The following is a 12,763-nucleotide window of genomic DNA, read 5'->3' on the forward strand; positions in this document are numbered from 1 at the left end:
GGGAATGCTGGCTGGCCGGGGCTGTGCAGCCGGAGCCATTCACCAATGAGAACGGATGACGTCTGGAAATAATTAGTCAGCGGGCGGGAGCGCCAACAGGGCTGGGGTGTGGCGGCGTGTCGCAGTTCTCAGAACGCACCTTTGTGGCGCATTACTTCTCTTTCTCAATTGACAATCATTATCATTCAACATAATTTGTCGCTCGATGTGTAGGACGGCCCCTCCCCCAGCCGTCCCACTAACCTATTGGCAGCAAGGTGATTTCCATGACGGAACAAGTATCCACAAGCAGGTGCGATTCACCGCTACTTCAGGCCTTTGTCGACAATCGACTGATTCTGGTCAAAATCGCCGCCCGCATTACCGGGTGCCGGTCGCGTGCCGAAGACGTGGTGCAGGATGCGTTTTTCCGACTGCAATCGGCGCCACCGATCACGTCCTCGATCAAGGCTCAACTGAGTTATCTGTTCCAGATCGTGCGCAACCTCGCCATTGATCACTACCGCAAACAAGCGCTGGAGCAGAAGTATTCGGGCCCCGAAGAGGAAGGGTTGAATGTGGTCATTCAGGGCGCTTCGCCAGAAACCTCACACATCAACTTCTCGACCCTGGAACACATTGCCGACGCGCTGACCGAGCTGCCCAGCCGCACCCGTTATGCGTTCGAGATGTACCGCCTGCACGGCGTGCCGCAAAAGGACATCGCCAAGGAACTCGGCGTCTCGCCGACCCTGGTCAACTTCATGATTCGTGATGCCCTGGTGCACTGCCGCAAGGTGTCGGGCAGTCGTGGGGATGCGGCATCGTTGGGTCGTCGCTAAGCCCGGCTCGCGGCCAAAAAAGATCGCAGCCTTCGACAGCTCCTGCAGAGGAATACGTTTCATGCAGGAACTGCCGAAGGCTGCGATCTTTTGCTTTTACGCCAACGTGCACCGATCAAAAAACCGCTCGCGCCCCAGCAGCATCAGCGCCGCGCGTTTGTGCGGAAAGTCGAATTCCTTCTCGCAGTGGAAGCACTGGTTCTGCATATGCCCGATCATCTTCGCGTTGTCGGCACGCGGCTCGGCCACCACGCGTTGCGTGCGCGGATCATCGAGAAACAGGTAATGCACCAGCGCCGATAGCCAGCTCGCCACCTTGTGCGGCCCGCGATGCTCCTCCTCCCCCACCAGCATATGAATGCCGCGGTCGTAATTATCGGCGTCGTAGAACGGCGCGATGCGATCCTCTTTCGCCCAATACGCCTCGAAATAGGCAAACGGCTGATCGTCGAAACAACCGATCAGCGTCAGGGTGTGTGGATCGGTTTCGAGTTTGCTCAGGTACTCGCGGTGCTGCTCGATGCTGCCCTCTTCCTGCCAGAAACGGGCGACCCGCGGGCTGTTCTGCCAGCGATGGAAGCGTGGCAAATCCTCTTCGATTTCCAGCGAACGCAGGGAAATCCACGCGCCAAGACGCGCATCGAAACGCCGATAGACTTCACCGCGCGGCTTCACCGGACGCAGCGGATGGCGCCTGCCCTGGCTGATGACCATGTGCTGCGGATAGCTGCCAGCCAGTGAAGTGCCGAGCCACGGTTGCGGCAGTTGCCAGAACAGCGTGCGCTGGCAGCGGTACTCGCCAGCTACCTCGGTGCTCACCAGCAAACCGCTGCGCAAGGCGTCGGTCGGCGGTTGATCCAGTTGCCAGGTCAATTGCTGACACGCGGGATCGCGGGCGAACAACCAGTAACAGGCTGCCCACAGCGCTTGCCCCACAGGCAGCGCATAACGCTCATCGAGCTGGATCGGTCCCTTGCCATCACGTTCGAGGCGCAGACGAATCAGCGGCTGTCCGTCCAGGCTCAGGCTCAAACGGCTTTCAGTGGCATCGGCTGCGAGGTGACGGCCCGAAGGCAACGCCAGGGCAGTCAGGTCATTCAGATTGGGCATGGGTCGGGCTCACGATATTCGTCGACAGTTCAACGATGGGACGTGAGCCGAGAGTGGAAATTTAGGCCAGCAGGACAATCAGTGATGGGGTACCGGCACCACCGCAATCTTGTACGGCTCGAAAATTTTCAGCATTTCACCATTGTCGCGCAGGCCTTTGAGCAACTTGCCGAACGCTTCACCGGTGATCGGTGCGGTCGGGCGAAGAATGGCGTAGTGGTGGTAAACCTGATCGATACGCTGCGAGACCAGCAACGCCTCGCGCACCTTTTCATTGCGCAGCAGGTAATCGAACAGATAGGAACGGGTCACCAGTGCGATATCGGCGCGGCCGCGCAGAACCATCAACAGGTTGCTGTCGTGGGAATAGGTCAGTGTGGCGTTGTAGTTCTGGGCGAGATACTTCGGGTCGGCATTGAAGTTGGCGAATTCATAGTGATAACCGCTGAACAGCGCCAGACGCTTGCCCGACAGATCGGCGAAATAGTTTTGCTGGCGACCGTCCTCCCGTTGCGCGACGAAAATCTCCGCGTCCTCAAGGCCCATGTCGACGTCCGAGTGGGGAATGTCCTTCCAGCCCCACTCCGGGTTCTCGAAGATCGCCATGTCAATCCGGCCTTGTTTGAAATCACCGAACCGTCGGGGAATCGAGGTCGGCACGAGGACAAACTGATAGTCGCTCTGCAACCGATTCAACGCCTCGACCAGTTGCGGCAACAGGCCGGTGTCGGCCCCGTTTTCCGGGCGAATGGTGTAAGGCGGAAAATGCGCTGCACCCACCCGAACCAATTGCGCTGCCTGCGCGGGCAAAACCCATAATGCAGCCAGCGCTGCGAGCATCAGCCCAGCGGCCGTCCGAACTGGCGAAGACTTCAAAACACCCCACTCCCCGAAAAAATACCGATCAATGCATTCAAGCTAGGCGGTTTCGCCCAGTTAGCCAGTTTCCCGGCCCGATAGAAAGTGGCTCAACGCTCTTCGAGCACCAGAATCAATGCCTCGTCAGCCAGTTGATCGAGGCTCAAACTGCCGCCGGCACGGAACCAGGTGGTGGTCCAGGACAACGCGCCAGTGAGGAAACGTCGGGTAATAAATACATCGCCGCGAATAAACCCGACGTCCTTGGCCTCACCCAGCACCTCTAACCAGATCGCTTCGTAAATATCGCGCAACGCGAGGACTTTGGCCTGGCCCTCCTCGGACAACGAACGCCATTCGTACACCAGCACCGCCATGGCTTCACCGCTGCCGCCCATGATCGATTGCAATTCGCAGCGAATCAGCGCCAACACGCGTTCACGCACATTGCTCGCTTCGGCGAGCGCCGCTCGCATCAACGCCGTGTTGTAGCGAATGGTTTCTTCCATCACCGCACGGAGGATTTCGTCCTTGCTCTTGAAGTGATGAAAAATGCTGCCCGACTGGATACCGACCGCGCCGGCCAGATCGCGCACTGTGGTGCGCTCATAGCCTTTGTTGCGAAACAGGTGAGCCGCCACTTGCAGCAATTTGCCGCGGGCGCTGTCCGGGTCGGTCAACTGGCCTTGATCGACCAATTCGCGCATGACCCTCAGGGCTTTTTGCTCGTCCACCCGTTCTCTCCTACAGTCGATCAGTCTGTTGCCCCCTGAAACCACAGGGTTGCGCGCAATTTAAGCCGCCGACGACGACCAAGCAAGCGCTTGGGCAGAAGATATTTCAGCTGTTTACAAACCAAGCGCTTGCTTGGTAGCCTCCAGACACTTCTGTCGCAGGTTTCTGAGTCGGAGATAAAAATGCCCACCACCGTCCGCATCGGATGCGCCAGCGCATTCTGGGGAGACACCTCCACCGCCGCCGCGCAGCTTGTAGGCGGTGGACGCCTGGATTATCTGGTGTTTGATTACCTCGCCGAGATCACGATGTCGATCATGGCGGGCGCTCGCATGAAGGATCCGCAAGCGGGTTTTGCCGGTGACTTCATCGAAGTCCTCACGCCACTGCTGTCACAACTGGCGAAGCAGAAAATCCGCGTGATCAGCAATGCCGGCGGCATCAACCCGCAAGCCTGCGCCGCCGCTCTGCAAGCCGCCTGCGACAAGGCCGGGGTCGCGCTGAAAATCGCCGTATTACTTGGCGATGACCTGCAACCGCAGTTCAAACAACTCGGCGGCGTCAGTGAAATGTTCAGTGGTGCGCCGTTGCCGCCGATGTGCGTATCGACCAACGCCTACCTCGGCGCACCGGGGATTGTCGAAGCGCTGCGACTGGGTGCCGACATCGTCATCACCGGGCGAGTGGTCGACAGTGCGGTGGTCAGCGCGGCCCTCGTGCATGAGTTCGGCTGGTCGTGGCATGACTACGACAAACTTGCCCAGGCCGCTCTGGCCGGGCACATCATCGAATGCGGCGCACAATGCACCGGCGGTAACTTCACCGACTGGCGCGACGTGCCGGATTACGAACACATCGGTTTCCCGATCGTCGAGGTGAGTAGCGACGGCCAGTTCATCGTCAGCAAACCCGAAGGTTCCGGTGGACTGGTCACGCCGCTCACCGTTGGCGAGCAGATGCTTTATGAAATCGGCGACCCGCAGGCGTATCTGTTGCCCGATGTGGTCTGTGACTTCACACAGGTCAAACTCCAGCAACAAGGCAAAAACGCCGTGCATGTGCACGGTGCCAAAGGCCTGCCACCAAGCGACAAGTACAAGGTCAGCGCCACCTACCCGGACGGTTTTCGCTGCACCGCCAGCTGCCTGATCGCCGGTATCGACGCGGTGGAGAAGGCCAGGCGCGTCAGTCAGGCGATCATCGACAAGACATCCGGGATGTTCAGCCAGCGCGGCTGGGGGCCCTACAGCGAAACCGATATCGAACTGCTCGGCAGCGAAGCCACCTATGGCCCCCACGGGCGGCGCCGCGACAGCCGCGAAGTGGTGATCAAGATCGCCGTGCGCCATGCGGACAAACATGCCTTGGTCCTGTTCTCCCGGGAAATCGCCCAAGCGGCCACCGGCATGGCGCCGGGACTGACCGGTATTGTCGGCGGCCGGCCGACGGTATACCCGGTGATCCGCCTGTTCTCGTTCCTGATCGATAAAAGTGTCTGCAACCTCGAAGTCGATATCGCCGGCGAACGGCACCCCTGCGCCCTGCCGGCGCCCATGCCTCTCGACAGCCAGGCGCTGCCAGCGCCCGACCAGCCACCCAGGCCTCAAGGCCGGGCCGACGCCAGTGTGCCGCTGGTGAAACTGGCCGTGGCGCGCTCCGGTGACAAGGGCAACCACAGCAACATCGGCGTCATGCCGCGTAAACCCGACTACCTGCCGTGGATCGCCGAGGCGCTGACCCCGGCCGTCATCGTCGACTGGATGAGCCACGTGCTCGATCCGATCCATGGCCGCGTCGAGCGCTGGTACCTGCCCGGCACCCACAGCCTGAATTTCCTCCTGGAAAACGCCCTCGGTGGCGGCGGCGTGGCCAGCCTGCGCATCGACCCGCAAGGCAAAGCCTTCGCCCAGCAACTGCTGGAAATCCAGATACCGGTGCCGCAGAGCATCGCCGAACAGTTCGACTAGAGGATGGTGTGCATGGCTTACGCGTCGGTTTTCAGAAACGATCTGTTCAGCGGCCAGACCCTCATCGTCACCGGTGGTGGCAGCGGCATCGGGCGTTGTACCGCGCATGAACTGGCGGCGCTCGGCGCCAATGTGCTACTGGTCGGGCGCAAACCGGAAAAGCTCGAAAAAGTCGCCGCCGAAATCGCCGAAGACGGCGGCCGGGTGCACTGGAAAGCCTGCGACATCCGTGACGAAGAAGCGGTGAAACAAAGGGTCCGCGAACTGATCGCCGAACACGGGCCGATTCATGGACTGGTCAACAATGCCGGCGGCCAGTACCCCTTCCCCCTGGCCTCGATCAATCAGAAAGGTTTTGAAACCGTACTGCGCACCAATCTGGTCGGCGGCTTCCTGATGGCCCGGGAAGTGTTCAACCAGTCGATGAGCAAGCACGGTGGCAACATCGTCAACATGCTCGCCGACATGTGGGGTGGCATGCCCGGCATGGGCCACTCCGGCGCGGCGCGCTCGGGCATGGACAACTTCACCAAGACTGCCGCCGTCGAGTGGGGTTACGCCGGGGTCAGGGTCAACGCGGTAGCACCGGGCTGGATCGCCTCCAGCGGCATGGACACCTACGAAGGCGCCTTCAAAGCGGTGATCCCGACCTTGCGCGAACACGTGCCGCTCAAGCGCATCGGCACCGAATCGGAAGTCAGTGCGGCGATTGTGTTCCTGCTCAGCCCGGCGGCGGCGTTCATCAGTGGCAGCACCTTGAAAATCGACGGTGCCGCCAGCCTCGGCAGCCGTGCGTGGCCGTTGCACAAGGCGACCCACAGCGAATCATTCAACGGGTTCCACCGGGCGTACTTGCCCGACGTGCTCAAGGATAAGGAATAAACCATGGCGCAGATCCAGTCCCGACTCGATCCGCACAGCGAAGACTTCGCCCGCAACCGCGCGGCGATGCTCGCGGCCATCGAGCACGTCCAGCAACTCGAACAGAACCTGTTGAACAAAGCCGCCGAAGCCAAGGCGAAATTCGACAAGCGCGGGCAATTGCTACCCCGCGAACGCCTGAACCTGTTGCTCGACCCCGGCGCACCGTTCCTCGAACTGGCGAGCCTGGCCGGCTACAAACTGCACGACGACAAGGACGGCAGCGCCGCCGGTGGCGGCTTGATTGCCGGTATCGGCTACGTCTGCGGCGTGCGCGCGATGGTGGTGGCGAACAACAGTGCGATCAAGGGCGGCACCATTTCGCCGAGCGGCCTGAAAAAGTCCCTGCGCCTGCAGCAGATCGCCCAGGAAAACAAACTGCCTTTGATCACCCTTGCCGAAAGCGGTGGCGCCAACCTTAATTACGCCGCAGAAATTTTCGTCGAAGGCGCACGCAGCTTCGCCAATCAGGCGCGCATGTCGGCAATGGGTTTGCCGCAGATTACCGTGGTGCACGGTTCGGCCACGGCGGGTGGCGCCTATCAGCCGGGGCTGTCGGATTACGTCGTGGTGGTGCGCGGCAAGGCCAAGCTGTTTCTCGCCGGGCCACCGCTGCTCAAAGCCGCGACCGGAGAAGTGGCCACCGATGAGGAGCTGGGCGGCGCGGAGATGCACGCACAAATTGCCGGCACTGCCGAATACTTGGCCGAGAACGACGCCGACGGCGTGCGTCAGGTGCGTGAAATCCTCCGTATGTTGCCGTGGAACGAGCAACTGCCGTGGCTGCCGGAGCCGCAATACAAGGAACCGCTGTACCCCATCGAGGAGTTGCTCGGACTGATTCCGGACGATGCGAAAAAGCCGTATGACGTGCGCGAAATCATTGCGCGGATCGCCGACGAATCGGACTTCCTCGAATTCAAGGGCGAGTACGACCAGCAAACCCTTTGCGGCCAGTTGAAGATCCAGGGCCGCGCCTGCGGCTTCATCGGCAACAACGGCCCGATCACGCCCAATGGCGCGAGCAAGGCCGCGCAGTTCATTCAGTTGTGCGACCAGAGCCAGACGCCGCTGCTGTTTTTCCACAACACCACCGGGTTCATGGTCGGCACCGAATCCGAACAGCAAGGCGTGATCAAGCACGGTTCGAAACTGATTCAGGCAGTGGCCAATGCGCGGGTGCCTAAACTGACGATTGTCGTCGGCGGCTCCTACGGTGCGGGCAACTATGCGATGTGCGGGCGCGGCCTCGATCCACGCTTCATCTTCGCCTGGCCGAACAGCCGCACGGCGGTGATGGGCGGCGCGCAGGCCGGTAAAGTCCTGCGCATCGTCACTGAAGCCAAACAGCTCAAGGATGGCCTGACGCCAGACCCGAAGATGCTCGACATGCTCGAGCAGGTCACTGCGCAGAAACTCGACAGCCAGTCCACCGCACTCTACGGCAGCGCCAACCTGTGGGACGACGGCCTGATCGATCCGCGCGACACCCGCACCCTGCTCGGCTACCTGCTGGACATCTGCCACGAAGCCGACATTCGCACGCTGCAACCCAACAGCTTCGGCGTCAGCCGCTTCTGACTGCCACGGACCCCAAGGAGAACAATAAAAATGATCTTCACCCCGGAACACGAAGCCCTGCGCCGCACCGTTCGCCAGTTCGTCGAACACGAGATCAATCCGCACGTCGACGAGTGGGAAAAGGCCGGACGCTTTCCGATCCACGAGATTTTCCGCAAGGCGGGCGACCTCGGTCTGCTGGGGATTTCCAAACCGGAAAAGTTCGGCGGCATGGGCCTGGATTACAGCTACTCGATTGTCGCCGCCGAAGAGTTCGGCACCATTCATTGCGGCGGCATACCGATGTCGATCGGCGTACAGACCGACATGTGCACCCCGGCGCTGGCCCGCTTCGGCTCCGATGAACTGCGTGAAGAGTTCCTGCGGCCGGCGATTACCGGCGAGCAGGTCGGCTGCATCGGCGTCTCGGAAGTCGGCGCCGGCTCCGATGTCGCCGGGCTGAAAACCAGCGCGCGCAAGGACGGCGACGACTATGTGATCAACGGCAGCAAGATGTGGATCACCAACTCGCCGAGCGCCGATTTTATCTGCCTGCTGGCCAACACCTCGGACGACAAGCCGCACATCAACAAGTCACTGATCATGGTGCCGATGAACACCCCGGGGATCAGCCTCAGTTCGCACCTGGACAAACTCGGCATGCGCAGTTCGGAAACCGCCCAGGTGTTTTTCGATAACGTTCGCGTGCCGCAACGCAACCGCATCGGCCACGAAGGCGCCGGCTTCATGATGCAGATGCTGCAGTTTCAGGAAGAACGCCTGTTCGGTGCGGCGAACATGATCAAGGGCCTGGAATATTGCGTCGACAGCACCATCGAGTACTGCAAGGAGCGCAAGACCTTCGGCAACGCACTGATCGACAATCAGGTGATCCACTTCCGCCTTGCCGAGTTGCAGACTGAAATCGAATGCCTGCGCGCGCTGGTCTATCAGGCTACCGAGCAGTATGTGAGGGGCCAGGACGTCACGCGTCTGGCGTCGATGGCCAAGCTCAAGGCCGGACGCCTCGGCCGCGAAGTCAGCGACAGCTGCCTGCAATATTGGGGCGGCATGGGCTTCATGTGGGACAACCCGGTAGCCCGCGCCTATCGCGATGTGCGGCTGGTGTCGATTGGCGGCGGCGCCGACGAAATCATGCTCGGGATCATCTGCAAACTGATGGGCATCCTGCCAGGGAAAAACAAATGAGCCCCCTGCCCACTTGCCAGACCCTGCTGCTCGAAGAGCATGGCGGCGTGTTGCACATCACCCTCAATCGCCCGGACAGCCGCAATGCGATGAGCCTGCAGATGGTTGCGGAACTGCGTGCGGTGTTGGCGGCTGTGCGGGATGACCGCCGTGTTCGCGCTCTGGTGCTCAGTGGCGCCGGCGGCCATTTCTGTGCCGGTGGCGACATCAAAGACATGGCCAATGCCCGCGCCCAAGGGGCTGCAGCCTATCGCGAGTTGAACCGCGCTTTCGGCGCTCTGCTGGAGGAAGCTCAGCACGCGCCGCAAGTGCTGATCTCCGTGCTACAGGGCGCAGTGCTGGGCGGCGGGTTCGGCCTGGCCTGCGTCAGTGACATCGCCATCGCCGATCACCAGGCGCAGTTCGGTCTGCCGGAAACCAGCCTCGGCCTGCTGCCGGCGCAGATTGCCCCGTTCGTGGTGCAGCGCATCGGCCTCACCGAAACCCGCCGACTGGCACTGACCGCGGCGCGCTTCGACGGCCATCAGGCGCGACGCCTGGGGCTGGTGCACTTTGTCGAGCAGGACCCGCAGGCGCTGGCCGAGCGCCTCGATGAGGTTCTGCAGCATGTGTTGTGTTGCGCACCGGAGGCGAACGCCATGACCAAGAAGTTACTGCTGGCCAGCGCCGGGCAACCGTCGAGTGAATTGCTGGATGAGGCGGCGCAGTGGTTCAGCGAGGCGGTAACCGGGGCCGAAGGGATCGAGGGCACCATGGCCTTTGTGCAAAAGCGTAAACCCGGGTGGGCCCTTTAAAAGCATCGTAAGCAAGCTCACTCCTACAAGGGGATTTGCGTCACTCACACTATCTGTAGCAGTGAGCCTGCACGCGATGAGGCCAACACATTCACCGCCACAATTTCAGGAACATGACTATGCCCGCCATCCACAAAATCCTGATCGCCAACCGCGGTGAAATCGCCTGCCGCATCCAGCGCACCGCCCAGGCTCTGGGCTATCGCACGGTCGCCGTGTTCAGCGACGCCGACGCCGATGCTCTGCACGTGCAGATGGCCGACCAGGCAGTGAACATCGGCCCGGCACCGGTGCAGCAGTCCTACCTGAACATCCCGGCGATCCTCGACGCCGCGCGCCGTAGCGGCGCCGACGCGATCCATCCCGGCTACGGCTTCCTCTCGGAAAATGCCGGGTTCGCCCGGGCCTGCGCAGAGGCTGGCCTGACCTTTATCGGCCCGAGTGCCGAGGCCATCGAGCTGATGGGCAGCAAGCGCCTGTCGAAAATCGCCATGCTCGACGCCGGCGTGCCGTGCATCGCGGGCTACCAGGGCGCCGCGCAGGACGATGCGACTTTGCTGCGCGAAGCCGAACACATCGGCTATCCACTGATGATCAAGGCCAGTGCCGGCGGTGGTGGTCGCGGCATGCGCCTGGTGCACAGCGCAACCGATTTGCCGGCGCAACTGCGCACCGCCCGTTCGGAAGCGATGAGCGCGTTCGGCAGCGACGAGTTGATACTCGAACAGGCGCTGATCGAACCGCGGCACGTCGAAGTGCAAGTGTTCGGCGATCAACATGGCCAGCTCATCTACCTCGGTGAACGCGACTGCTCCGTCCAGCGCCGCCATCAGAAAGTCATCGAAGAAGCACCGTGCCCGGTGATGACCGCCGAGCTGCGTCAGGCCATGGGGGAAGCGGCGCTCAAGGGCGGACGCGCTGTCAACTATGTCGGCGCCGGCACCGTGGAGTTTCTGCTCGACGCACGTGGGCAGTTTTATTTTCTGGAGATGAATACCCGGCTGCAGGTGGAGCATCCGGTGACCGAACTGATCACCGGGCTGGACCTGGTCGCCTGGCAGCTATTGGTCGCCGAAGGGCAACCACTGCCGCTGACGCAGGACCAGGTCGTGCTCGACGGCCATGCCCTGGAGGTGCGCCTCTATGCCGAAGATCCGGCGCAGGATTTCCTGCCGCAGACCGGTCGCGTCACCGCGTGGGAACCGGCGCTGCAACCCGGCACCCGCATCGATCATGGCCTGTACGAAGGCCAGTCGATCAGCCCGTTCTACGACCCGATGCTCGGCAAACTGATCGCCCACGGCGCGACCCGCGACGAAGCCCGGCGCAAACTGTTGCGGGCGGTACAGGACAGCGTGTTGCTGGGTGTGCAAAGCAATCAGCGGTTGCTGGCCAGCCTGCTGCAGCACCCGCAGTTCATCCGTGGCGAATTCAGCACGGCGTTCATCCCTGAGTATTTCAGCGATCACCCCAGCCTGCATCGCTACGTGCCGAGTGCCGAGCAACTGGCAATGGCCGCCGTCCTGTTTTACCAGGCCGCCGCCCAAGGGCATCGCACCTCATTGAAAGGCTGGCGCAACAACGCCAGTGTGCCGCTGCATTATCGCCTCGGCCTCGACGACCAGGACTGGACGCTGCAGCTGCATGCCGGGCGCGATGGCTGTTTTCAGGTACAGGTGCTTGAGCGCACATTCGAACTGAAACTCATCGACTGCAATGCACGTTCAGTGACCCTGGAAATCGATGGCCTGCAGCAACGCCATGCTTTTCGCCTGGCGGCCGATCAACTGTGGCTGTTCGTCCATCCCGGCAGTCTGCATCTGGAGGATCGAACTCACGCCATCATCAGCAGTCAGATCAGCGTCAGTTCCGGCACCCTCAAGGCACCGATGGACGGCGCCATCGTCGACGTCCTGGTCAGCGAAGGCAGCGCGGTCAGCAAAGGTCAGCTGCTGGTGGTGCTGGAGGCAATGAAAATGGAGCATCCGCTCAAGGCCGGCATCGACGGCGTGCTCAAGCGGGTGCAGGTCAAGGTTGGCGATCAGGTAAAAAATCGTCAGGTTCTGTTGCAGGTCGAGTAGTCGCCCAGACACAAACGCCGGGTTTGACTACGCTCTGATGAATCAGGACGCGGAAATCAGGAACCCTGCGATGCCACACTGGCTGGTCATAGATCTGGAAGCCACTACCGATGAGGGGGGCTGGCCGGTCACCGAGATGGAAATTATCGAGATCGGCGCAACACTCGTCGATCGCGCCGGACGCGAGCAGGATCACTTTCAGCGCTTCGTCAAACCGACTCGGCGGCCCTTGCTGACGCCGTTTTGCCGTGAACTGACGCACATCACCCAGGCCAATATCGACGCTGCGCAGCCGTTAAGCGAAGTCTGGCCGGCGTTCGAACGCTGGCTCGCCCAGCATCAGGCGCGGCTCGAAGGCTGGGCCAGTTGGGGCGATTACGACCGAAAGCAATTGCTGCAAGAGTGGCAGCGCCTGCAACTCGACAGCGGTTTGAGCCGGGTGCCGCACATGAACCTCAAGCAGCGCTTTGCCAAGGCGCGACGCCTGGAGCGACCGCTGGGCCTCAACGGTGCATTGCAACTGGCCGGCTTGCAGTTCAGTGGCCAACAGCATCGCGCCCTGGAAGATGCGCGCAACACTGCGCGGTTGCTGCCGCTGGTCTTGCCACTCTAGGGTCAATTCGAGAACTCACTGGACAGTCGCCAGGCAGGTGACGGCGCCAGAAGCCTTGTGCATACTGGCCGCCTCCATTTTTTAGCCCTTTTTC

11 protein-coding genes are annotated in these 12,763 nt (G+C 61.5%); 8 read left to right on the forward strand and 3 right to left on the reverse strand.

Annotated features, from left to right (window positions below):
• The first annotated feature begins 266 nt into the window (after positions 1–266).
• Entirely contained in the window at positions 267–821 is a 555-nt protein-coding gene (locus tag ACXX9E_RS24710) for an RNA polymerase factor sigma-70 (RefSeq protein WP_123466439.1), read from the forward strand.
• A 96-nt stretch (positions 822–917) separates the two neighbouring features.
• Here the strand turns inward: ACXX9E_RS24710 and ACXX9E_RS24715 are convergent, their stop codons facing one another.
• From ACXX9E_RS24715 to ACXX9E_RS24725, 3 genes are all read right to left on the reverse strand, one after another.
• Positions 918–1,931: a GNAT family N-acetyltransferase gene (locus tag ACXX9E_RS24715; RefSeq protein ID WP_123466441.1), complete on the reverse strand. Its 1,014-nt coding sequence runs from the start codon at positions 1,929–1,931 to the stop codon at positions 918–920.
• 78 nt (positions 1,932–2,009) lie between these two features.
• The gene (locus ACXX9E_RS24720; RefSeq protein WP_222832372.1) at positions 2,010–2,807 is read right to left on the reverse strand and encodes a substrate-binding periplasmic protein; all 798 of its coding nucleotides are present in this window, start codon (positions 2,805–2,807) and stop codon (positions 2,010–2,012) included.
• Between the two features lie 92 nt (positions 2,808–2,899).
• Complete coding sequence (locus ACXX9E_RS24725) at positions 2,900–3,523, reverse strand: TetR/AcrR family transcriptional regulator (RefSeq protein ID WP_457237194.1); 624 nt, start codon at positions 3,521–3,523, stop codon at positions 2,900–2,902.
• A 183-nt stretch (positions 3,524–3,706) separates the two neighbouring features.
• On the opposite strand from ACXX9E_RS24725, the gene ACXX9E_RS24730 reads away from it, so the two are divergent.
• The 7 genes from ACXX9E_RS24730 (at position 3,707) to ACXX9E_RS24760 (ending at position 12,669) form a co-directional block, all read left to right on the forward strand.
• Positions 3,707–5,491, forward strand: a complete 1,785-nt coding sequence (locus ACXX9E_RS24730) for an acyclic terpene utilization AtuA family protein (RefSeq protein ID WP_458556356.1) — start codon at positions 3,707–3,709, stop codon at positions 5,489–5,491.
• Between the two features lie 12 nt (positions 5,492–5,503).
• Complete coding sequence (locus ACXX9E_RS24735) at positions 5,504–6,373, forward strand: SDR family oxidoreductase (protein WP_458556357.1); 870 nt, start codon at positions 5,504–5,506, stop codon at positions 6,371–6,373.
• Between the two features lie 3 nt (positions 6,374–6,376).
• Complete coding sequence (atuC, locus tag ACXX9E_RS24740) at positions 6,377–7,993, forward strand: geranyl-CoA carboxylase subunit beta (protein ID WP_186746419.1); 1,617 nt, start codon at positions 6,377–6,379, stop codon at positions 7,991–7,993.
• Between the two features lie 30 nt (positions 7,994–8,023).
• On the forward strand, positions 8,024–9,181 hold the full coding sequence (gene atuD, locus ACXX9E_RS24745; RefSeq protein ID WP_186746422.1) for a citronellyl-CoA dehydrogenase: 1,158 nt from the start codon (positions 8,024–8,026) through the stop codon (positions 9,179–9,181).
• Complete coding sequence (locus ACXX9E_RS24750) at positions 9,178–9,975, forward strand: enoyl-CoA hydratase/isomerase family protein (protein WP_128615832.1); 798 nt, start codon at positions 9,178–9,180, stop codon at positions 9,973–9,975. Before atuD ends, ACXX9E_RS24750 begins: the two co-directional genes overlap by 4 nt.
• A gap of 119 nt (positions 9,976–10,094) precedes the next feature.
• A complete protein-coding gene (locus ACXX9E_RS24755; RefSeq protein WP_458556358.1) occupies positions 10,095–12,056 on the forward strand; it encodes an acetyl/propionyl/methylcrotonyl-CoA carboxylase subunit alpha in 1,962 nt (653 codons plus the stop codon).
• A gap of 70 nt (positions 12,057–12,126) precedes the next feature.
• Complete coding sequence (locus ACXX9E_RS24760; RefSeq protein ID WP_128615830.1) at positions 12,127–12,669, forward strand: 3'-5' exonuclease; 543 nt, start codon at positions 12,127–12,129, stop codon at positions 12,667–12,669.
• The last annotated feature ends 94 nt before the right edge of the window (positions 12,670–12,763 follow it).

The sequence above is a fragment of the Pseudomonas sp. GNP014 genome, from assembly GCF_054344005.1.